The 21,827-nt window shown below is 73.9% G+C and carries 17 protein-coding genes and 1 pseudogene; 6 read left to right on the top strand and 12 right to left on the bottom strand.

The window, feature by feature from the left end:
• Positions 1–58: 58 nt before the first annotated feature.
• A complete protein-coding gene (locus VMV22_02245) occupies positions 59–1,267 on the bottom strand; it encodes an acyl-CoA dehydrogenase family protein (GenBank protein ID HUY21139.1) in 1,209 nt (402 codons plus the stop codon).
• Between the two features lie 218 nt (positions 1,268–1,485).
• On the opposite strand from VMV22_02245, the gene VMV22_02240 reads away from it, so the two are divergent.
• Entirely contained in the window at positions 1,486–2,676 is a 1,191-nt protein-coding gene (locus VMV22_02240) for a thiolase family protein (protein HUY21138.1), read from the top strand.
• A 26-nt stretch (positions 2,677–2,702) separates the two neighbouring features.
• On the top strand, positions 2,703–3,803 hold the full coding sequence (locus tag VMV22_02235) for an acyl-CoA dehydrogenase family protein (GenBank protein ID HUY21137.1): 1,101 nt from the start codon (positions 2,703–2,705) through the stop codon (positions 3,801–3,803).
• A 37-nt stretch (positions 3,804–3,840) separates the two neighbouring features.
• Here the strand turns inward: VMV22_02235 and VMV22_02230 are convergent.
• The 3 genes and pseudogenes from VMV22_02230 to VMV22_02220 all read right to left on the bottom strand — a co-directional run bounded on the left by VMV22_02230 (position 3,841) and on the right by VMV22_02220 (position 7,180).
• A pseudogene (locus VMV22_02230) lies at positions 3,841–4,974 on the bottom strand (Na+/H+ antiporter NhaA).
• 140 nt (positions 4,975–5,114) lie between these two features.
• Complete coding sequence (locus tag VMV22_02225) at positions 5,115–6,653, bottom strand: AMP-binding protein (GenBank protein ID HUY21136.1); 1,539 nt, start codon at positions 6,651–6,653, stop codon at positions 5,115–5,117.
• On the bottom strand, positions 6,650–7,180 hold the full coding sequence (locus VMV22_02220) for a nuclear transport factor 2 family protein (GenBank protein HUY21135.1): 531 nt from the start codon (positions 7,178–7,180) through the stop codon (positions 6,650–6,652). Before VMV22_02220 ends, VMV22_02225 begins: the two co-directional genes overlap by 4 nt.
• Positions 7,181–7,345: 165 nt before the next feature.
• On the opposite strand from VMV22_02220, the gene VMV22_02215 reads away from it, so the two are divergent.
• Positions 7,346–9,643: an MMPL family transporter gene (locus VMV22_02215; GenBank protein ID HUY21134.1), complete on the top strand. Its 2,298-nt coding sequence runs from the start codon at positions 7,346–7,348 to the stop codon at positions 9,641–9,643.
• Here the strand turns inward: VMV22_02215 and VMV22_02210 are convergent.
• The 5 genes from VMV22_02210 to VMV22_02190 all read right to left on the bottom strand — a co-directional run bounded on the left by VMV22_02210 (position 9,622) and on the right by VMV22_02190 (position 14,271).
• A complete protein-coding gene (locus VMV22_02210; GenBank protein HUY21133.1) occupies positions 9,622–10,245 on the bottom strand; it encodes a hemolysin III family protein in 624 nt (207 codons plus the stop codon). The two genes, VMV22_02215 and VMV22_02210, sit on opposite strands and share 22 nt — an antisense overlap.
• Positions 10,246–10,408: 163 nt before the next feature.
• A complete protein-coding gene (locus VMV22_02205) occupies positions 10,409–10,624 on the bottom strand; it encodes a hypothetical protein (protein HUY21132.1) in 216 nt (71 codons plus the stop codon).
• A gap of 64 nt (positions 10,625–10,688) precedes the next feature.
• Positions 10,689–11,396, bottom strand: coding sequence for an ABC transporter ATP-binding protein (locus tag VMV22_02200; protein ID HUY21131.1), 708 nt, complete (start codon positions 11,394–11,396; stop codon positions 10,689–10,691).
• Between the two features lie 44 nt (positions 11,397–11,440).
• Positions 11,441–13,312, bottom strand: a complete 1,872-nt coding sequence (locus tag VMV22_02195; GenBank protein HUY21130.1) for an ABC transporter permease — start codon at positions 13,310–13,312, stop codon at positions 11,441–11,443.
• Between the two features lie 149 nt (positions 13,313–13,461).
• Positions 13,462–14,271, bottom strand: coding sequence for a hypothetical protein (locus VMV22_02190; GenBank protein ID HUY21129.1), 810 nt, complete (start codon positions 14,269–14,271; stop codon positions 13,462–13,464).
• A 139-nt stretch (positions 14,272–14,410) separates the two neighbouring features.
• Between VMV22_02190 and VMV22_02185 the strand changes: the two genes are divergently transcribed.
• A complete protein-coding gene (locus VMV22_02185) occupies positions 14,411–14,926 on the top strand; it encodes an NfeD family protein (GenBank protein ID HUY21128.1) in 516 nt (171 codons plus the stop codon).
• On the top strand, positions 14,923–15,948 hold the full coding sequence (locus tag VMV22_02180; protein ID HUY21127.1) for an SPFH domain-containing protein: 1,026 nt from the start codon (positions 14,923–14,925) through the stop codon (positions 15,946–15,948). The genes VMV22_02185 and VMV22_02180 overlap by 4 nt, the downstream gene beginning before the upstream one ends.
• A 313-nt stretch (positions 15,949–16,261) precedes the next feature.
• Here the strand turns inward: VMV22_02180 and VMV22_02175 are convergent, their stop codons facing one another.
• A complete protein-coding gene (locus tag VMV22_02175) occupies positions 16,262–17,434 on the bottom strand; it encodes a citrate/2-methylcitrate synthase (protein ID HUY21126.1) in 1,173 nt (390 codons plus the stop codon).
• Between the two features lie 136 nt (positions 17,435–17,570).
• On the opposite strand from VMV22_02175, the gene VMV22_02170 reads away from it, so the two are divergent.
• Positions 17,571–19,088, top strand: coding sequence for a citrate synthase (locus VMV22_02170; GenBank protein ID HUY21125.1), 1,518 nt, complete (start codon positions 17,571–17,573; stop codon positions 19,086–19,088).
• On the opposite strand, the gene VMV22_02165 is transcribed toward VMV22_02170, so the two are convergent.
• Positions 19,046–21,073, bottom strand: coding sequence for an ABC transporter ATP-binding protein (locus VMV22_02165; protein ID HUY21124.1), 2,028 nt, complete (start codon positions 21,071–21,073; stop codon positions 19,046–19,048). The two genes, VMV22_02170 and VMV22_02165, sit on opposite strands and share 43 nt — an antisense overlap.
• A complete protein-coding gene (locus VMV22_02160; protein ID HUY21123.1) occupies positions 21,070–21,690 on the bottom strand; it encodes a MarR family transcriptional regulator in 621 nt (206 codons plus the stop codon). Before VMV22_02160 ends, VMV22_02165 begins: the two co-directional genes overlap by 4 nt.
• Positions 21,691–21,827: the final 137 nt, after the last annotated feature.

Here is a 21,827-nt window from a genome sequence, read left to right as displayed (position 1 = left end):
GCCGCCACCGGTCGCCGCGACGGGGCCCCGCTGCCCACGCCGAGGACGGCCACCGGCCTCACGGCCGCACCGGCTTCCACCCCGGCCCCTCGGGGACGCGGCCGGCGAGCAACGAGGTGCCGACGAAGTTGCGCTGGATCTCCACCGTGCCCGCCCCGATGCACAGCCCCCGGATGTCGCGGTAAGCGCGCTCGACGGGGTACTCGCGGCTGTAGCCGTAGCCGCCGAGGAGCTGGATGGCCTCGTCGCACACCTGCTTGGCGGCGAGGTTGCAGGCGATCTTGGCCATGGCCGACTCGAGCGGCGGCGGGGTGCCGTGGGGGCCGGCGAGCACGAGGGCCCGCTGCAGCAGCAGGCGGGCGCCCTCGAGGGCCGTGGCCATGTCGGCGACCTTCCACTGCAGGCCCTGCAGGCTGGCGAGCGTCTTGTCGCCGACCTTGCGCTCGCGCATGTAGCCCATGGCGTACTCGAGGGCCCCCTGGGCGGCGCCCAGGCACATCGCCGCGTTGCCGCAGCGCTCGTGGTTGATGTGGGCGAGCAGCGTCTTGAGGCCGTGGTTGTCCGCGGGGTCGCCCGGCACCAGGACGTCACCGGGCTCGATGCGCACGCCGTCGAAGGCGAGCTCGGCCTCCGTGCAGCCCCGCAGGCCCATCTTGCGGTGCGTGCCGGCGATGCTCACCCCGTGGCGCGCCAGGTCGACGACGACGGCCCCGATGCCCCTGCCCGTCCCGGCCTCGCTGCCGGGGAACCGGCACCACACCAGGCAGGCGACGGCCTTGTGCCCGCCGGTCACGTAGTTCTTGTAGGCGTCGAGCCGCCACCCGTCGCCGTCGGGGGTGAGGTGTGCGCGCATGGAGGTGGCGGCCGAGCCGGCGTCGGGCTCGGTGATGCCGATGCAGAACAGCTCGCCCCGGGCGGCCTCGGGGAGCCACCGGTCCCGGAGCGCGTCGCCGCCGAGGTGTTCGATGGCCCGGGGGGGGCCGTTGAACACGAGCTGGCACAGGATCGCGCTCGACACGTCCACCCGGGCGATCTCCTCGAGCACGATGGCGGCCTCGACGTCGCCCATGCCCATCCCGCCGTAGTCCTGACCGACGGTCACGCTGAACAGCTCGGCGCGCCGCAGCGCCTGCAGGGACTCCTCGGCGAACTCCTCGGTCTCGTCCCAACGCGCCGCATGGGGGGCGATGTCGCGCTCGGCGACGTCGCGGGCCAGCGTGCGCAGCGCGGCCCGGTCGTCGTCCTCGGAGAGGTCGACAGAGCTCATCGGCCGGCCGCGCCCGCCGGCTCGGGCGGCTCGGGCGCGCGCTGGCGGGCGGGCACCGGACCTGACACCATCGTCAGCGAACTTACTACACTGAGCGTTCGCCATCCCCGGCGGGGGGAACGTGGGGGCGCCTGCGAGGAGGGGCCGATGAGCGGGAGCCGGGAGTCCAGCACCACCCTCGACGAGCCCGGTGCCCGACGCCGGGCGCGGGGCTGACCGTGGCCGCAGCGCGCGAAGCCGTCATCGTCGACACCTGTCGCACCGTCTTCGGCAAGCGCGGCGGCGCGCTGGCCACCTGGCACCCCGTCGACCTGCTCGCCCACACCCTGTCGCACCTGGTGACGCGCACCAAGGTCGACCCCGGGCGCGTCGACGACGTCATCGGCGGGTGCGTCAGCCAGGTGGGGGAGCAGTCGACCAACGTGGCCCGCAACGCCTGGGTGGCGGCGGGGCTCCCGCAGTCGGTGCCGGCCACCACCGTCGACCGCCAGTGTGGCTCGTCCCAGCAGGCCGTGCACTTCGCGGCCGCGGGTGTGGTGGCGGGCCACTACGACATCGCCGTCGCCTGCGGCGTGGAGTCCATGAGCCGCGTCCCGCTCGCCTCCAACGCCCGCGGCGGGACGGGCCCGTTCCCGCAGTCGTTCCTCGACGCGATCGAGGGCCGGCTGTGGATGCAGTTCCGGGTGGCGCAGCTCCTGGCCGAACAGTGGAAGATCACGCGCCGGGACATGGACGAGTACGCGCTCGAGAGCCACCGCCGCGCCGCGGCGGCCACGGACTCGGGGCACTTCGCCAAGGAGGCCATCCCCGTCCCCGTCCGCGACGACGAGGGCACCCTCACCGGCCAGGTGCTCAGCACCGACGAGGGCATCCGCAGGGACACCACCCTGGAGCGCCTCGCCGCGCTCCCCCCGGCGCAGCCGTTCGAGCCCGAGACCGCCACCGACATCACCGCCGGCAACTCGTCGCAGATGACCGACGGCGCCGCCGCCATGCTGATCGCCGAGCGGTCGGTGGCCGAGCGCCTGGGGCTCGCGATCCGCGCCCGGTTCCACGCCTTCGCGGTGGCGGCCGAGGACGCCGCCATCGTGTTGTCGGCCCCCGTGCCCGCCACGCGCAAGCTGCTCGAGCGCACCGGCATGGCGGTGGACGACTTCGACGCCGTGGAGTGCAACGAGGCGTTCGCGGTCATCGCCCTCATGTGGGCCCGCGCCTTCTCGCCGGAACCCGATCGCCTGAACCCGCGCGGGGGCGCCATCGCCATCGGGCACCCGTTGGGGGCGAGCGGTGTGCGCCTCATGACGACGCTGCTCAACCAGCTCGAGGCCACCGGCGGCCGTTACGGGTTCCAGACGATGTGCGAGGGCGGCGGCCAGGCCAACGCCACCGTCATCGAGCGCCTGGCGTAGCGGGCCGCGGTCAGGCAAGCCGACCCGTGGACTTCACCTTCTCCGCCGAGCAGGACGACTTCCGCGCCGCGGTGCGGACGACCCTGGCCTCCGAGGCGCCGTCCGCCTACGTGCGGGCCATGATCGAGGACCCCGTCGGCGTCACCCCGGCGCTGTGGGCCACCATGGCCGACCTCGGCTGGCTGGGCGTGCTCGTGCCGGAGTCGGCCGGCGGTCTCGGCCTCGGGCTCGTCGACCTGGTCGTGCTCCAGGAGGAGCTGGGCCGGCTGCCCTTCCCCGGCCCCGTGCTGTCCTCGGCGGTGGCGGCCACGCTGGGAGCGGTGCGCCTGGGCCTCGACGAGGTGCTGCCCGACCTGGCGGCCGGCCGGCGCCGGGGCACGGTGGCGGTCGAGGAGCCCGGCCACGGCGACCCGCTCGCCGGCCTGGGCGCGCGGGCCACGCCGGCGGGCGACGGGTGGGTGCTCGGGGGCACCAAGCCCGTGGTCCTGGACGGCGCCGCCGCCGACTTCGCGCTGGTGGTGGCCCGCGACGGTGACGGGCTCGGCACCTTCCTCCTCGAACAGCCGGCGGGCGAGCCCGTGCCCGCCCTCGACGTCACCCGCAAGGTGGCCCGCATCGTGCTCGACGGCCGCCGGGCCCGGCGCGTGGGCCCGCCCGGTGACCACGGCGCGCTGTGGCGGCGCGTGCTCGACGACGTGAACGTGGCCGTGTGCGCCGAGCTGGTGGGGACGGCCGAGCGCGCCCTGCACCTGGCGGTCGAGTACGCCCAGGTGCGTGTGCAGTTCGACCGGCCCATCGCCACGTTCCAGGTCATCAAGCACAAGGCGGCCGACATGCTGCACCGCGTCGAGCTGGCCCGGGTGGGGACGCACTACGCGGCGTGGGCGTCGGACGCCGAGGACCCCGAGCGCGAGCGCGCCGCGGCCATGTGCAAGGGGTTCGTGAGCGAGGCCGCCGACTTCGTCACGGCCGAGAGCATCCAGGTGCACGGGGGCGTGGGCTTCACCTGGGACGTCGACTGCCATCTGCTGTACCGGCGGGCGAAGCAGGACGACCTCCTCTTCGGCGCCCAGGGGTTCCAGCGGTCGCGCCTGGCCGACCTCGTCCTGGGACCGGCGGCTCGCTGACCGTTCCGCCGGCCGCGCCGTCACGCAGGACGGCGAGCGCCAGGGCCCAGCCGAGCACCGATGCCGCCAGCAGCCCGGCGATGGCGCCCGACGCCAGCGGGCCGTCTTGGAAGGCGGCGCGGACGACGAGCAGGGGGATGGTGAAGCCGACGCTGGCGGTGGCCCCCAGGCCCACGAGCGCCCTGCCGCGCACGGGCGAGGAGGCCCCGTCGGTCTGCAGGCGCGCCGTGGCCCAACGGGCGGCGGCGATGCCGAGCGGCTTCCCGGCCACGCGGGCCACCACCACGGCGGCGAAGACGCGCAGGCCCTGGGCGGTGCCGAGCCCGGAGCCCGACAGCGCCACCCCGGCGTTGGCCAGCGCGAACACGGGGAGGATGACGACGTTCACCCACGGCCCGAGGCGCAGCTCCCAGCGCCGGGCGCCGGTACCGGCCACGACGTGGGCGAACCGGGCGCGTCGGGCGGGTGCCCGGTGCGGGCGGTGCACCGGCGGCGCCAGGAGGCCGACGGCCACACCGACGACGGCGGCCTCGACGCCGGCGTGCAGCAGCGCCAGCCAGGCGGCGGCACCGAGGGCCACGACCAGCGGGCCGGCCCGGTCGACGCGCAGCCGGAGCACGACCGTCACCGCCAGGACCAGGAGGGCGGCCACCAGCCAGGCGGCGCGGACGCCGGCGCTGTAGAAGCAGACCAGGACCACGACCGAGAAGATGTCGTCGGCGACCGCCAGCGTCATGAGGAAGACGCGCAGCCGCGGCATGGAGCGCGCCCCCACGAGGGCCAGCGCCCCCAGGGCGAAGGCGACGTCGGTGGCCATGGGGATGCCCCAGCCGCGCGCCGCGGGCGACCCGGCGGTGACGGCGGCGTAGATCCCCGCCGGGACGAGCATCCCGCTCAGGGCCGCCATCACCGGGAGGGCCGCCCGGCGCCACGACGCCAGCTCCCCGGCGGTCGCTTCCCGGCGGATCTCGAGGCCGACGAGGAGGAAGAACACGAGCAGCAGCCCCTGGTCGACCCAGTCGCGCAGCGTCAGCCGCAGGCCCAGCGACGACGACCACGGCGCCACCGTCCCCCAGGCGTGGCGGTAGCTCGACCCGGGCCAGTTGGCCCAGGCCAGCGCGCCCACCGTGCCCAGCGCCAGCGCCACACCGCCGGCGCGGTCGCCGCGCATGGCGCGCACCAGGCGTCGGGGCCGGGTCGAAGAGGATGCCTGCGCAGTGCCGGACAATGGGAGCCCCCGCGTCGATCGATGTCGCCGACCAGACTTCCCGGCACGCCAGACGCCAGCCTACCGCCGGCTCGGGGCGGTCGTCAGCTGCGTGCGGTCGACACCAGGCCGTCGCGCAGCTGGGCCTTGAGCACCTTGCCGGTGGCGTTGCGCGGCAGTTCGGCCGCCAGCTCGATGCGCCGGGGGACCTTGTAGTCGGCGAGCACGCCGGCGCAGTGCTCGCGCAGCTCGTCGGGTGTGGCCGACGCCCCCGGGCCCAGCACCACCACGGCGGCGACGTCCTCGCCGAGCACGTCGTGCGGGACTCCCACCACGGCGGCCTCCACGACGTCGGGGTGCTCGAGCAGCACGGCCTCGACGTCCATGGCGTGGATGTTGTTGCCGCCGCGGATGATGACGTCCTTCTTCCTGCCGACGATGTAGAGATAGCCGTCGTGGTCGAGGCGGGCGAGGTCCCCGCTGTAGAGCCAGCCGTCGCGCCACATGCCGGCGGTGGCATCGGCATTGCGGTAGTACTCGCGCTCGCGCCCGGGCATGCGCAGGACGGCTTCGCCCACCTCCCCGGTGGGGACGTCGACGCCGTCGTCGTCGACGATGCGCACCTGCAGCGGCGGCACGGGCTGGCCCACCGACCCGATGCGCCGCAGCGACTCCCCCTTGGGCATCGAGCAGAAGGCCGGACCCGCCTCGGTCATGCCGTAGCTGTTGGAGACCGACGCCTCGGGCATGCGCTCCTGCAGGGCCCGCAGCGTGGCCGGGGCCAGGGGGGCGCTGCCGATGGCGCAGATCACGATGGACGACAGGTCCGCGCCCGCGAAGCCCGGGTGGGCGACGAGCAGCTGCGCCATCGAGGGCACCAGGAACACGAATTGGGGCCGGTGCTCCGCCACGACCTCGAGCCAGCGGCCGGCGTCGAAGCGCGGCTGGTACACGCCCGCCAGGCCGAGCTGCATGGGGTTGTAGATGAAGCCGATCCCGGCGAACGTGAACAGCGGGCTGGCGTGCAGCCAGCACTGGCCGGAGTAGCTCGGGTTGGGCGCGCCGGGTATCAACGCCACGTTGCGGTGGCGGACGGCGACCCCCTTCGGCAGGCCCGTCGTGCCCGAGGTGTAGAGGATGTCGGCGAGGTCGTCGCCGGTGAGCTCGACCTGGAAGGTGCTCGTGTCCTGCTCGCCGGTGAGCCCCCACGACCATGCCGGGCCGCCCGTCTCCTCCGTGAGCGGCGCCGACAGGACGTGCTCGACGGTCCCGATGGCGCCGGCCACCTCGTGGGCGAGCGGCGACAGCTCGGCGTCGGTGAGCACCACCCGCACCTCGGCGTGACCGAGCAGGCGCTCGAGCTCGGCGTCGGCCAGCCGCGTGTTCGTGGGCACGGCCACGGCGCCGGCCTTGTGGACCGCCGAATACGCCACCATGAAGCGCAGCCCCTCCTCGGCGCGCAGGTAGACGGACACCCGGTCACCCTTGGCCACGCCCAGCCCGACGAGGGCGCGCGCCAGGCGGTTGGACTCGCCCTCCCATTGGGCGTAGGTCATCTGGCCGCCGTCGACGACGCGGTAGGCGACCTCGTCGGGGAACGACCCCGCCATGGCCCGGAGGTGGTCGGTCAGGAGGGTGGTCACAGTCCCCCGTCGAGGGTGGCCGTGCGGCGGGCGAAGCGCCAGCCCTCGGGTGTCCGTACCAGCTCGTCGTGGTACCGGCCCGTGTTGCGCAGCCGCGAGGTGCGCCTGTCGGGCGCGGCGTCGGGCCCGGGCCGGGAGATCACGAGCAGTGTCACGTCCTGCACGGCGCGGTCGCCGTCCACCTCGACGGTGGCGTCCACGGTCACGTGCACGATCCCGTAGGGGGTGCGGCGGACCATCTCCGCCAGCGCGGCGCGCCCCGACGTGGTGGGGCCGCCCGTCACGGCCATCTCCCCGTCCTCGGTGAACGTGGCGGCGAAACCCTCGGGGTCGCCGTCGTCGAAGCACCGGTTGTAGCGCGCCGTCAGCTCGCGGATCCGGGCCCGGTCGACCATCCAGGCCACCGAGCCCGCGTCGCCACCACCACCACCACCACCACCGCCGCCACCACCACCACCACCACCGCCGCCGCTGTCGCCGCCCGAGTTCGGCGTCCGTCCTCCGCCTACGGCATCCCCCGCGTCCACGGTGTGTGCTCCTTCCCGGCGCCGGGTCCGCGCCCCCCACCGTGAGCGACGTTACCGCGCCGGCCCCGGCCCGAGCGGGCCGTCGGGCCGGAGGCCGGCGCGGGCATTCGGCGGCCGGCGGCGACGTCTAGTGTCGGCCCTCGCCCCCACCCACAAGGAGCCCACGTGAACCCCTTCGCATCGCTCGGGCGGTTCGCCGTCCGGTTCCGCTGGGTGGTGCTGGTGGTGTGGCTGGTGGGTGCCCCGCTGGCGGCGAAGTCGCTGCCGTCGCTGTCGAGCGTGGCCAAGAACGACAACTCCGCCTTCCTCCCCAGCAGCGCGCCGAGCGAACGGGCGGCCGCCCTGGCCGTTCCGTTCCTGCCCGCCAAGAAGGGGACGGCCCTCGTCGTCGCGGTGCGCGCCGGCGGGCCGCTCACTCCCGCCGACCAGGCCGCCATCGGCCGCGCCCGGGACGCCGTGGCCGGCGTCCGGGTCGTCGAGGCGGTGAAGGACCTCGGCGCCTCCGCCGACGGCCGTGCCGAGAAGATCGACCTGGAGCTGAACCTCCCGCCGTTCGGGGGCGGTGACAAGGCCACGAGCGCCGTCGATGCCGTGCGCCGGGCCCTCGGACGCGCCGGGGCCCCGCCCGGCCTGGCGTTCCACCTGGCGGGCAACATCCCGACCTCCGTCGACGAGCAGAGCGCCACCCGGCACTCCCAGGGCCTCACGCAACGGCTGGCGATCCTGTTCATCGTGGCCCTCCTGCTGGTGGTCTTCCGGGCCCTGCTGGCACCGTTGGTCACCCTCCTCCCGGCGGTGCTGGCCCTGGCGGTGGCGGGCCCGTTGATCGCCGAGGCCACCCACATCGGCGTGCAGGTGTCGAGCCTGCTGCAACTCCTGCTGGTGGTGCTCGTCCTCGGGGCGGGGACCGACTACGGCCTGTTCCTCATCTTCCGGATGCGCGAGGAGATGCGCGCCGGCCTCGCCCCCAAAGACGCCGTGGTGGTGTCGGTGACCAGGGTGGGCGAGTCGATCACCTTCTCGGCCGCCACGGTCATCGCCGCGCTGGTGAGCCTCCTGCTCGCCAGCTTCGGGTTGTACAAGGGACTCGGGCCCGGCCTCGCCATCGGCGTGGGCATGGTGCTCGTCGCCAACCTCACCCTGCTCCCCGCGCTGCTGGCGCTGCTCGGTCGGGCCGTGTTCTGGCCGCTCGTCCCGAAGGCGGGCCAGCAGCGCCGGAGCGTGTGGGGATCGGTGGCGGCCAGGATCGTCGCCCGGCCGGCGCCGACCCTCGTCGTCGGGGTGCTCGCCTTCGGCGCCCTCGCCCTCGCCATGCTCGACTACTCGCCCGCCGGGTTCGGGGCGCCGTCGGTGCCCTCGACGGCGGACTCCTCCCAGGGCCAGGCCGCGCTGGGCGCGCACTTCGCGTCGGCCGAGGCGAACCCCACCGACGTGGTCTTCCGGCTGCGCACGTCGGCGTGGGCCGCCCCCGACGTGCTCGCCCGCGCCCAAGACGCGTTGAAGGCCACCGGCGATTTCACCGACGTGGCGAGCGCCCTCAACCCCAACGGCCGCGCCACGGCCTTCACGCCGGCGCAGTTGGGGTCCCTGCACGTCGCCCTCGGGCCGCCCCAGGCCCTGCCCCCCACCCGGCCCGCGGGCTCCCCGGTGCCGGCGGGCGCGTACCAGGCGTACCGGGCGACCGCCCAGTTCGTGAGCGCCGACGGCCGCACCGTCCTGTACGCCACCTCGCTGACGGCGGGCGGCCCGGAGACGGCCTCCGCGTTGAACGCCGTCCCCGCCGTGCGCGCCGCGGTCTCGTCGGTGGCGGCGCGCATCGGCGCCGTGGACGACGGTGTGGCCGGCCAGGCGCCGGCGCTGAACGACGTGGCCACGGTCTCGGCCCGCGACCTGGCCAAGATCATCCCGGTGGTGCTCGCCGTCCTGGCGCTGCTGCTCGCCCTGGTGCTGCGCAGCCTCGTGGCCCCGCTGTACCTGGTGCTCAGCGTGGGCCTCTCCTACCTGGCCGCGCTCGGGCTGGCGGTGCTCGTCTTCGTCGTCGTCGGCGGCCAGGCGGGCATCAACTTCGTGCTCCCCTTCTTCATGTTCATCTTCATCATGGCGTTGGGGGAGGACTACAACATCCTCGTGATGAGCCGCATCCGGGAGGAGGCGCACTCGTTGCCCCTCCGTGCCGCCGTGCAGCGGGCGGTGCAGGCCACCGGGACGACGGTCACGTCCGCCGGCCTGATCCTGGCGGGGACGTTCGCCGTGCTCACCGCCTCGGGCGGGACGCAGGTGCAGGAGATCGGTTTCGGCCTGGCGGCCGGGGTGCTGCTGGACACGTTCCTCGTCCGCACCCTTCTCGTGCCGTCGACGGTCGTGCTCCTCGGCCGATGGAACTGGTGGCCGTCGCGGCTGTGGCGCGACGAACGAGACGGGGGCGTCCCCGCCCCGGAGCCTCAGGCCCGGGGGAGCGCGTAGGCGGCGATCGCCGCGAAGTGCAGCGCCGCGCCGGCCACGGTGAGGGCGTGGAAGACCTCGTGGTAGCCGAACACGCCGGGGACCGGGTTGGGCCGTCGCAGCGCGTAGCACACGGCACCGGCCGTGTAGCAGGCCCCGCCCGCGAGGATCAGAACGAACCCCCCTCCGCTGAGGCCCCGGACGAGCTGGGGCATGACGGCGAGGGCGCACCAGCCCACCACGACGTAGGGGACGGCGATGGCCCACTTGGGCGCGTCGAGCCACAGTTGGCGGACGGTGACGCCGGCGGCACCACCCACCCACACCAGGCTCAGCACGAGCGCGCGCGCCCACCCGCCGAGGGCCAGGCCGGCGACGGCGGTGTAGGTGCCGGCGATGGCGAGGAAGATGGTGGCGTGATCGGCGCGCCGCATGCGCCGCCGGGCGGCCGCCGACCACGGGACGCGGTGGAAGGCGGCGCTCACGCCGAACAGCGCCACCAACGACGCGACGTAGACGGCCAGCGCCGCCCGCTCGCCGGCGGTGGAGGCGTGCGCCACCAACAGCGGGCCGGCGACGAGCGTCACGCACAGCGCGACGAGATGGATCCAGCCGCGCAGCACGGGTCGGGCGGACGGGTCCGTGGGGACCGGCCCGGGGGTCGCCGCGGCGGACGGTTCGAGGTGGACGGGAGTGATGCGCGGCAGCGTATCCGCGTCGCCGCCGGTGGTCAGCGCTTGGTGGTCAGCGCTTGGTGGTCAGCGCGTGGTGGTCAGCGCGTGGTGGTCAGCGCGTGGTGCGGCGGTGGCGCCACGCCAGGAGGAAGCCCTCGAGCGGGTCGTCGATCGTCCCCAGGGCGCAGTTGCAGGCCGCGCACGACACCTCCCGCATACGGCATCCGCGTGCGGTGTGGTCGCGCATGGGCGGATCGAAGACGACCCAGCGCCACATGCGGACGTGGTGGGGTGCGGCGACCCCGGATCGGACGTCTGGCTGCTCCACGGCACGTACCCCCCCGCACGAGTATGCACCCCGGGCGCCGCCAAGGTAAGCCCTCAGGCCCGATTCACCGGGCGGCGTCGTCCACGACGAGCCCGTCGCGCAGCCGGATGCGCCGGCCGGCGTGCCGGGCCACCTCCTCGTCGTGGGTGGCGATGATCACGGTGACGGGCTCGTCTCCGGCCTGCAGCTCGACGAGCAGGGACATCACGCCCTCGGCGCTCTCGGAGTCGAGGTTGCCCGTGGGCTCGTCGGCGACGATGGCGCGGGGCTTGTTGGCGAGCGCCCGGGCGACGGCCACCCGCTGCTGCTCGCCCCCCGACAGCCGGGACGGCAGGTGGTCGACGCGCGGCCCGAGGCCCACGCGTTCGAGCAGCTCGGCCGAGCGCCGGCGCCGGTCCGTCTTGGAGAGCCGGCCGGGGACCATGGCGATGCCCACGTTCTCCGCGGCCGTGAGGGTGGGGATCAGGTTGAACTGCTGGAACACGAACCCGATCTCGGCGCTGCGGATGCGCGTCAGGGTGGCGTCGGAGGCCGAGCCCAGCTCGTGTCCGTCGAAGAGGACGGTCCCCTTCGAGGGGACGTCGAGGGCGCCGAGGAGCTGCAGCAGCGTGCTCTTGCCCGAGCCGCTCGGCCCCTCGATCGAGATGAACTCACCGGGCGCGACGTCGAGGTCGACGTCGCGCAGCGCCAGGACGGTGTTGCCGCCCCGCTCGTAGCGCCGCTCCACGTTGCGCAGCTCGTAGAGGTGCGCAACGGGTTCGAAATCGGCCACGCCGTCTCTCCCTTCGTCGGGTGTCGGGGTCCCGTCGCCGACCGTCATCCGAGGTCCCGCAGGGCCGAGGCCGGTGCGAGCCGGGCGGCGCGCAGCGCGCCGGCCACGCCCGCCACGAGGCCGCCGAGGATGGCGATCGCCGCCGCCACGACCACGGTGACGACCGAGATCGAGGTGTGGAGCTTGACCGTCCTGCCGATGGCGCTGGCCGCCGCGGTCGTGGCATGCACCAGGTTGCTGGCCGAGGACGACCCCACCACCGCACCGGTGGTGCTGTAGGCGAGCGTCGGCCCGAAGGCGTTCACCGCCGCGCACACGCCCAATCCGACGAGCACCCCGAGCGCGGCGCCGACGACGCCGATGCCGAGCATCTCCGCCAGGATCTGACTCACCACCCGGCCGCGCGACCACCCGACCGCCCGCAGCGTGCCGATCTCACGGACGCGCTTGGCGACGCTCGACAGGGTGAGCAGCGCGGCGATCAGCAGGGCGGCGGCGAGGATGATGATCCCCAGCGCCACGCCGAGGTCCGAGGCCAGCTTCTTGGCGTTCGACAGGCTGCCGGTGACCTGGCCGGCGAGCTGCTTGGACGTGAGCACCGTGGCGCCGGGCAGTTCCTTCTTGATGGCGGTGGCGACACCGTCCACGTCCGACGACTTGGCCACCTTGACCAGCACCTCGTTGATCCGGCTTGCCTGCGAGGAGCTCGATTGCAGCGTGGCGAGGTCGAAGTAGATGTCCGACACGTCGCCGGTGAGCGTCGGGTTCACCAACCCGACGACCTTGTAGCCCGTCGTGTCGATGGTGAGCGTCTGGCCGACCTTGATGCCGTTGGTGCTGGCGTACGCCGTGCTCACCAGGATCTCGTCGGCGGGCTTGGACGTGAACCAGGTGCCCGACACCAGCTGGGCCTTGGTGATCAGGCCCGAGGTCGTGTTCGACGGGTTGACGCCGGCCACCGTGTAGCCCTTGGTCTGCGTGTCGGTCGACGGGGGGTTGAGCACCCGCGTGATGGTCTGCTGCGGCACCACCACCTGCGCCTCGTACTGCTGGAACCGCTGGGGCAGGCACTGCGTGAAGGCGGCGCCGAAGCGCGAGTCCAGGGCGCCGGCGCTGAGGCCCCCGCCCCCGCCGAAGCCCCCGCCGCCGCCACCGAAGCCCCCGCCACCGAAGCCGCCGCCGGCTCCGCTGGTACCGCCCGGCGTGGTCGTGGTGGTGCCGCCCGGCGTCGTGGTGGTGGTGGACGGCGTCGGGAAGGCGCCGCTGTTCTCGAGGCACGTGCGCACCGCCGTGCGCTCGGCCGCGGTCAGGGGCGCGGGTGTCTGGGTCTGGGTGATGGTCTGGCCGCCGGTCGTGAGGGTGTCGGTGACCTGGGGGACGGTGCCCGACTCGTGCAACGCCTGCAGTGACAGGCCCGGCACCGCCGACTCGACGCCCGCGATCTTCGAGACGTCGGCCACCGCCGACTGGGGGAAGGTGATGAGGGTGCCCGTCACGAAGAAGTCGTAGGTGAACTTGGTCCCGGCCGGACCGAGCTTCGACAGGTCGGTGATCACCGAGGAGTTGTTGGCGGCCAGCGCGGTGCGGTCCGATGCGTTGGCGCCGGCGTTGCCGGCGCCTGCGAAGAACCCACCACCACCACCGGGCCCTCTCCCGAAGCCGCCGGGCGACGTGGTGGTCGTCGTGGTGGCGGTGGAGGGCGAGGTGCTCGCCACGCCCACGGTCCGCTCGACCACGATGTCGGTGCCGACAGAGGACAAGGGGGAGAGCACCTTGTTCTGCGCGTCCGAGAGCCCGTTGGAGACCCCGACGATGCCCATGACGAGGCCGACGCCGGCGGCCAACCCCAGGGCCGTGACCAGTGTGCGGCTCCAGCGGCGCCGCAGCTCGCTCCACGCGTAGCCCAGCGAGACCATCACCACCTCCGTCGTGTCGGCCCGACGGCGGATGGTAGGAGGCAATACTGTCAAATCACTGTGAGAATTCGCAGGTCCCTCGTGGGCCCACCCCGAGGGCGGGCACCCGGCGCACCGTGGGATCCGGCATACCTCGCGCCCCCGGTGGCTCAGCAGGCGTGCAGGAGGACGGTCCAGCCCGTCGCGGCCGTGTATCTCGCCTCGAAGGCGATGCCGCCGATGGAGCCCACCACGGCACCGGGCCCGGTCTCCCAGCGGATCGCCGGCAGCTCGGTGAGGCGGGTCCCGCCGCAGCTGGCGCAGCCGGTGTTGGCGAGCCCGACGTAGTCGAGCAGTGCCGCGAGCTCCTCGGCCGACCGCGAGGCCGGGGCGGCGGTGACCACCGGTGGCGCCGCCGACGCCAGCGCCCGCACGGCCGCCAGGTCGGTCGAGAACCGGGCCGCCGCCGTGGCGCCGTTGCGCAGGCACGCCAGGGCCATCGTCATCTCGGTCTCGGGTTGCCCGGGCTGCGGGACCGGGAACGTGTCCTGGTCCCCGGTGAAGACGCGGGTGAAGCCGTGCAACGACGCCGTCCGCGACACCAGGTCGCTGTCGACGAGCAGGACCGCACGCAGCAGAGCGGGTGACAGGCCGACCGGAATGGTGGCCGCCACGGTGGCCGGGTCGAGCGCCTCGACGGCGGCGACGGTGGCCCGGTCGGCGTGCAGCACCGTCGTGCCGATCCCCCCGTTGACGAGGTCGGCGGCGGCGGCGACGGCCCGGTCGAGGCGCGCCGCGGCGGTCACGAACGGTGTCAGGTCATCGAGGGCGCTCGGGGCCGGTGCCGAGGTCGACGTGACCGGAACGGTGGACGAGCCCCCCGCCGAGGTGGGCCCCCCGTTCCCGCCGCCGACCGGCGAGCTGGCGCAGCCCGACACCAGCAGCCCCACGACGAGCATCCACACAGGGAGCTTGTGCATCACGCCTCCCTCGATGACAGCGTCGCGCCCGACGGTGGGGATGGCCAGGGGCGGAAGTCACGTGCCGCTTCGCGACGACGTCCGCCCCCCGGATGGGGCCGGTAGCATCGGGGGGGCGTGGCCAGCAAAGGAGGCACGCATGTGGGTGATCGCCGGAGTCCTGCTCGGCCTCGTCGTCCTGGCGTCGCTCCTCGGCTTCCACGCCGGGCCCCACGTGCACGCACTGGCAGGGGTCCTCGGCGTCCTGGCCGCGGCCTGGCTCGTCCTGATGGCCGTCGAAGGACGGTCGCTGCCCGTCCTGTGGGCCCTGCTCAGCGCGGACGTCGTCGTGTCGGCCGGGGTCGGGGTGCTCGCCTGGAAGGGGCTCACCGCCCGGGGTGGGACCGGCCCGATGCACCGCCTGCTCACGGCCGAAGGCGCCGAGGGGCTCGCCGTCGGAGACCTGGCCCCCGAAGGGATCGTGCGTGTCGACGGCGAGACGTGGTCGGCCGTGTCGCTCAACGGGTTCGTGCCCGCCGGCGGCCGGGTGCAGGTCATCGGGGCCGGGAAGGTGCGCCTCGAGGTCTGGGGTGAGGAGTCCCTCCCCGGTGGCGACGCACCGCCCCACCCGCAGCCGTCACCGCCCGGGGTCGAGAGCGAAAGGCACCCACTGTGATCATCGGCATCATCATCGCCGTCGCCGTCCTGTTCGTCCTGATCGCCGCCGGGCTCTCCGTCAAGATCGTGCGCGAGTACCAGCGGGTCGTGCTGTTCCGGCTCGGGCGCGCCATCGGGACGAGGGGCCCGGGGCTGATCTTCATCAACCCGATCACCGACCGCACCAGCTGGGTGGACCTGCGCGAGCAGTTCCTGGAGATCCCCCACCAGACGGCCATCACCAAGGACAACGCCGGGATCTCCATCGACTTCATCATCTTCTACAAGGTGGTCGATCCCGCCATGTCGGTGGTGCGGGTGCAGAACTTCGCCGCCGCCGCGCAGAACGTGGCGGCCACGACGCTGCGCAGCGTCGTGGGGGACACCGCACTCGACGACGTCCTGTCCAAACGCGAGGAGATGAACGCGTCGCTGCGCGTCCGCCTCGACGAGGTCACCGAGCGCTGGGGCGTCAAGGTCACCACGGTCGAGGTCCGCGAGGTGAACCCGCCGCCCGGTGTGCAGGAGGCCATGACGCGCCAGATGTCCGCCGAGCGCACCCGCCGGGCCGCCGTGACCGAGGCCGAGGGCCAGAAGCAGGCGGCCATCACCCTGGCGGAGGGGACCAAGCAGGCCGCCATCCTGTCGGCGGAGGGCGAGCGCCAGTCATCGGTCCTGCGCGCCGAAGGGCTGGCGGCGGGCCTCGACAAGATCCTCACCGTGGCCCGCACCCTCGACGCCAACACCATGCAGCTCCAGTACCTCGAGACGCTCAAGCAGGTGGGCGTCTCGCCGTCGACGAAGATCGTCGTGCCGATGGAGGTCAGCGGGTTCCTCGACAACCTGCGCGGCGCGTTCAACGGGGGGGACGGCTCCCGCGGTGGCCGCGGCACATCGGCACCCCCGAACCGGCCCGGGGAGGCGCCGGCGAGGATCCTGTCCACAGAGCCGGCACCGGGTGAGCCGCCCTCGGAGGATCCCGCCGGTGTGGGACTTTGGTCCCTGGCCGAACAGGGCCCCACGACACAGGATGAGGAGTAGGGACATGATCGTTCTCGAGGAGGAGGTGAGGCACCTGGTGTATCGGGCCTTAGACCAGCGCCTCCCCGGTACTGGGCAGCGAGGCGGCCACGGGTCGCCCCGACGGGGCTGAACTCCGGCAACTGACGACGATCGACCCGACCGCTACGGCGCCCGGGTCCAGTCGCAAAGACCACGGCACTTGGAGCCGGCCGGAGGTCCCACCCACACCTTCCGAGGCGCGGACATCGAGGACAACGCCCGCCACCCCTGCAGGGGAGTGCGGGCGTTGTCGCGTCTGCGGCCCGCCGTGCGTGTCGAACGGGCGCGGGTATCAGGGCCGGGTCGCGTAGACCGCCCGGGCCCGGTAGCGGACCGGGCGCTCCTGGAGCTCCTCCAGGTAGTGCGCCGTCCATCCCGCCACGCGGGCGATGGTGAAGATCGTGCGCCCGGCGTCCTCGGGCATGCCACCGGCGAGCGCCAGGGCGGCCAGCCCGAGGTCCACGTTGGGGCCGGGGATGGCGCGCTCGGCCGCCAACGCCAGCACGCCGTCGAGCGTGCGCCGCCGATCGGCCGAGCCGATCTCGTCGACCATCTCCTTCAGGACCGTGAAGCGGGGGTCGGTGCCGCGGTAGACGGTGTGCCCGAACCCGGGGAGGCGCCGCTGCCACCGCAGCGTGTCGTCGAGGGCGCGCTCGGCCCCGAGTCGCTCGGCATCGCGCAGGAGCCCGTAGGCGAGCTGCGAGGCCCCTCCGTGCAGCGGCCCCGCCACCACGCCCAGCCCCGCCAGCAACGCGTCGTACAGATCGGCGCGCGTCGACGCCGCCACCCGCACGGCCACCGTGGACGTGGCCAGCTCGTGGTCGGCCAGCAGGACCAGGGCGGCGTTCACCGCCCGCACGAGCGCGGCGTCCGGCGTCGGGGCGACGTGCGCCGCGAGCTCGCCGGCCACCGACCCCTCGTACCGCCGCCCACCCACCTCGAGCGCCGGGGCCCCTGCGCCGGGGCCCGGGAGGGCCCGCACCACGGTGGCCACCAACCGCCGGGCCGTGGCCCGCACCGACGTCGGTCGCAGGTCCGAGCGCAAGGGGTCGCGCGCGCCCGCCATGAGCACGGCCCAGCGCAGGCGGTCCGACGGGCCGAGCGAGCCCGGGGGCCGCAGCCGGACCGGCTCCCAGGGCCCCGTGCGTCCCCGGTCCCCCTGCCACAGCAGCTCGGCGGCGTCCTCGTAGGGCCCCGACGTCGCCAGGGCCGTGGCCGGGACGCCCCGGTAGACGGGGCCGTCGTCGCGCAGCTGGGTGGTGCCCGTCGTGACCGTGGCCAGCCGGGTCTCGGTGGCCCGGCCGCCCCGGGACCGGCGGGCCAGGGCCTCGACCTCGTCGGCGACGAACAGGCTGCGCCGGCCGTCGGGCTCGGGGTGGGACGCCAGCAGGCCCCGGCTGACATACGCGTAGAGGGTCGGCAGCTTCACCCCGAGGCTGCGGGCGGCCTCCTGGCTGTGCAGCATGCGGGTCACCACCGTCCAGGCTATCGACGCACATTGAGTTGATCAACGTTTACAAGAGGGGGCGGCGAGGCGCACGATGGGTCGGGCGGCCGCCGGACCGGAGCGGCCCGCCTCCCACCGGGAAGGAGCCGCGCCCATGGTGACGGTCGTGCGTGATCTCATGTCCGTTCCGCCTGTGACCTGCGAGGTCGACGCGACGCTGGCCGGGGCGGCGGCCGCCATGCGCGACGCCGGCATCGGATCGGTGGTCGTGACGGCCCGGGGGAAGGTGGCCGGCATCCTCACCGAGCGCGACCTGCTGCGCGCCGCGGCGGCGTCGGCGCCGCCCGAGGCCGAGACGGTGGAGCTGTGGATGACCGCCAACCCCGACGTCCTCGGGCCCGAGGAGGAGGTCGACGCCGCCTGGGCGAGCCTCGCCCACCACCATTACCGGCACCTGCCCGTGGTCGACGGCCACGACCTGGTCGGCGTGGTGTCGTTGCGCGACCTCATGGGCGTGGCGCGCCTGCGCCCGGCGGACGAGCCCGGTGCCGACGTGCCGGCGGGGCTCGAGGGCGTCGTGGCGGCCGAGACCACCATCGGCGACGTGCGCGGCCTCGAGGGCTTCTTCCACTACCGCCAGTACTCGGCGGTCGACCTGGCGGCGCGACGGTCGCTCGAGGACGTGTGGTACCTGCTGTTCGAGGGCGAGCTCCCCGACGAGCGCCAGGCGGCGCGGTTCTCGGCCGAGGTGGCCGCCCTGCGGGCCATGCCGCCCGGACTGGCCTCGGCACTGCCCGGGGTGGCCACGCCGGGCACCCCCCTGGAGGTCCTGCGCACGGCGGTCTCGCTGCTCGGCGCCGAGCTGGGCTGGCGTCCCACCCACGACATCGGCGGCGAGGAGCTGCGAGCGCAGGCCCTGCGGTTGTGCGCGGTGGTGCCGACGATCCTGGCGGCCGCCCACAACCTGGGACGCGGCCGCTCGCCGGTGGAGCCCCGGCCCGACCTGGGGGCCACGGCCGATTACCTCCGCATGGTGACGGGCGCCGAGCCCACGCCGGGCGCGGCCCGGGCCGTGGAGCAGTACCAGATCCTCACGATCGACCACGGGTTCAACGCATCGACGTTCACGGCCCGGGTGATCACCTCCACCGGCGCCGACCTGGCGGCCGCGGTGTGCGGCGCCATCGGCGCGTTGTCGGGCCCGCTGCACGGGGGTGCGCCCAGCCGGGCGCTCGACATGCTCGACGATATCGGCACACCGGACCGGGCGGAGCCGTGGCTGCGCGCTGCGGTGGCCCGCGGCGACCGCGTGATGGGCTTCGGGCACCGCGTGTACAAGACCGACGACCCGCGCTCGCTGTTCCTGCGCGACGTGGCCCGCTCGCTCGGCGGCCCGCTGGTCGAGTTGGCGGCGTCGGTCGAGCACACCGCGGTCGACGTCCTGGCGGACATGAAACCCGGCCGCCGGCTGTTCACGAACGTGGAGTTCTACGCCGGCGTGGTCATGCACGCCTGCGGGATCCCCCGCGAGATGTTCACCCCGACCTTCACGGCCGGCCGCAGCATCGGCTGGGCCGCCCACGTCCTGGAGCAGGCCTCGCACAACCGGCTGATCCGGCCGGCGGCGCGCTACACCGGTCCGCCCGCCCCGAGCCCGGTGCCCGGACCCTGACCCGAGGCGCCGCTGAGCAACGCGGCGTCGCCCCCGTCGGCGCCGACCGCCGCCGAGGCGCCGTCGGTGTCGATGTCGGCGTCGGTGTCGGCGTCGGTGTCCTGGTGCTCGAACTGCGTGCGGTAGAGCTCGGCGTAGAGGCCGTCGACGGCGAGCAGATCGTCGTGGCCCCCCTGCTCCACGATCCGGCCCTCCGAGATCACAAGGATCACGTCGGCCTCGCGCACCGTCGACAGCCGGTGGGCGATGACGATGGAGGTGCGGCCGGCGAGGGCGGTCTTGAGCGCCTGTTGCACGGCGACCTCGGACTCGGAGTCGAGGTGGGCGGTGGCCTCGTCGAGCACCACGACATCGGGCGCCTTGAGCAGCAGGCGGGCGATGGCGATGCGCTGCTTCTCGCCGCCCGACAACCGGTAGCCGCGGTCGCCCACGACGGTGTCGAGCCCGTCGGGCAGCGTCTCCACGAGGGGCAGGATCTGTGCGGCCCGCAGCGCCTCGATCAGCTCCTCGTCGGTGGCGTCGGGCTTGGCGTAGCGGAGGTTGGACCGGATGGTCTCGTGGAACAGGTGGGCGTCCTGCGTGACCACGCCCACCACGGCGCGGATCGAGGCCAGGGTGGCGTCGCGCACGTCGACGGCGTTGATCCGCACCGCGCCGCCGCGCACGTCGTAGAGGCGCGGCACGAGGTGGCTGATGGTCGTCTTCCCCGCTCCCGACGGTCCGACCAGGGCCACGAGCTGACCGGGCTCCGCCCGGAAGGACACGTCGAAGAGCACCTGCTGCGAGGGTGTGCGGTCGAGGATGGCGACCGACTCCAGCGAGGCCAGCGACACCTCCTCGGCGCTCGGGTAGCCGAAGTCCACATGATCGAATTCGATCGACGCCCGGCCGCGCGGGATCGGGACGGCATCGGGTTTGTCGTCGATCATCGGGGGGAGGTCGAGGACCTCGAACACCCGGTCGAACGACACCAGGGCCGTCATGATGTCGACCTGTACGTTCGACAGCGCCGTGAGCGGCCCGTACAGGCGGTTCAGGTAGGCGGTGAGGGCGACCACGGTGCCGGTGAACAGCAGTCCCCGCGCGGCGAGCACGCCGCCCCATCCGTAGACCAGGGCGGTGGCGAGCGACGCCGTCAGGAGCAACGCGGCCATGAACACGCGCGTGTACATGGCCTGGGTCACGCCGATGTCGCGCACTCGGGCCGCCTTGCTCGAGAAGCTCCCGGTTTCCTCCTCGGGATGACCGAAGAGCTTGACCAACAGGGCACCGGCCACGTTGAAGCGCTCCGTCATGGTGTTGGTCATGTGGGCGTTGAGCGTGTACGACTCGCGGGTGATCGAGGCCAGGCGCTTGCCGACGAAGCGCGCCGGCAGGAGGAAGATCGGCAGCATCAGGAGCGCCACCAGCGTGATGGGCCACGACAGATAGAACATGGCCGCCAGCGTGATGGCGACGCCGATGACGTTGCTCACCACCGAGGAGAACGTGTCGGTGAACGCCTGCTGTGCGCCCAGCACGTCGTTGTTGAGCCGCGACACGAGCGCCCCGGTCTGGGTGCGGGTGAAGAAGGCGATGGGCATCCGCTGGATGTGCTCGAACACGCGCGACCGCATGTCGTAGATCAGGCCCTCACCGATGCGGGCGGACACCCAGCGCTGCCACAGCGAGAGGACGGCGTCGAAGACGGCCAGGGCCGCCACGACCAGCGCCAGCTCGACGATGAGACCGGACCGGTGCTTGGCGATGCCGGTGTCGATGATGGCCCGGTAGATGAGGGGGTTGGCCGCGCCGATGACGGCATCGACGACGATCAGCACCAGGAAGACCCGCAGCATGGCCCGGTACGGCCGGGCGAAGCCGACGATGCGTCGCACGATCCCCCGCGGCAGCTGCTGCTGCATGACCGAGTCGTCGCGGCGCAGGGACCGCATCAGCCCCCAGCCCATGCCGCCGTGGCCGCCCATTCCCATTCCCATGCTCATGCGTCACCTCCGCGTGCGCCGCGGGCCGCCGGGCCCCTTCTGCGGTTCCCCGGGTCGCGATGCCCTGCGACCGGATGCCCTGCGACCGGATGCCCCGCGACCGGATGCCCCGCCACCCGGCCACCCTCGGGGCCCGCCGCCCCGCTGCAGCTGGTGCACGATCCCCGTTCGCACAGCGATCCGAGCAGGTCGAGGAGCTGGTCGCGCTGCGCCGGTGCCAGGCCTCCGAACACCCTCTCGGCACTGTCGCGCCGGGCGTCCTCGAGCCCGTGGAGCAGCCGGCGCCCGCCCGGGGTGAGCGACACGAGCACGGACCGGCGGTCGGCGGTATCGGCGTGGCGGGCCGCCAGCCCCGCCGCCTCGAGGGCGTCGACCATGGTCGTCACCGACCGCGGCACCACGTCGAGCTGGGTGGCGAGATCGGCCATGCGCAGCGGGCGGCCGGCTGCGGCGACCAGGCGGAGCACCCTGGCCTGGGCGTCGGTCAGGCCGAGCGGGGCGAGTTGGGTGCTCGACCCCCGGCGCAGGCGCCGGGCGGTATGGGAGAACAGCTCGGCGAGCTCGAGCGTGGCGTCCGCGCCCGTCGCCGAGCGGATGGTGTGTGGGCGCGGTGGCACCAGGCTCCTTCCTGCTCCCGGCCGCGGTCGTCCGGGCAGTTAGTGAGATTACCTCTCAATGAGCCTGGCTCATCACCTGCCGGGGCGGGCCGGCCCGGGGTCAGGGCCTGTTCGGCCCGGAGTGCCAGGTGGCGACC

Source organism: Acidimicrobiales bacterium (genome assembly GCA_035531755.1).
Classification (GTDB): domain Bacteria; phylum Actinomycetota; class Acidimicrobiia; order Acidimicrobiales; family UBA8190; genus DATKSK01.
This window is presented reverse-complemented; position numbering and strand designations above follow the sequence as displayed.

Excerpts from the sequence above, each read along its gene's own strand:
- VMV22_02245 (HUY21139.1), bottom strand. The coding sequence starts at position 1,267 with ATGAGCTCTGTCGACCTCTCCGAGGACGACGACCGGGCCGCGCTGCGC.
- VMV22_02195 (HUY21130.1), bottom strand. The coding sequence starts at position 13,312 with ATGGTCTCGCTGGGCTACGCGTGGAGCGAGCTGCGGCGCCGCTGGAGC.
- VMV22_02190 (HUY21129.1), bottom strand. The coding sequence starts at position 14,271 with ATGCACAAGCTCCCTGTGTGGATGCTCGTCGTGGGGCTGCTGGTGTCG.
- VMV22_02185 (HUY21128.1), top strand. The coding sequence starts at position 14,411 with ATGTGGGTGATCGCCGGAGTCCTGCTCGGCCTCGTCGTCCTGGCGTCG.
- VMV22_02175 (HUY21126.1), bottom strand. The coding sequence starts at position 17,434 with ATGCTGCACAGCCAGGAGGCCGCCCGCAGCCTCGGGGTGAAGCTGCCG.
- VMV22_02170 (HUY21125.1), top strand. The coding sequence starts at position 17,571 with ATGGTGACGGTCGTGCGTGATCTCATGTCCGTTCCGCCTGTGACCTGC.
- VMV22_02165 (HUY21124.1), bottom strand. The coding sequence starts at position 21,073 with ATGAGCATGGGAATGGGAATGGGCGGCCACGGCGGCATGGGCTGGGGG.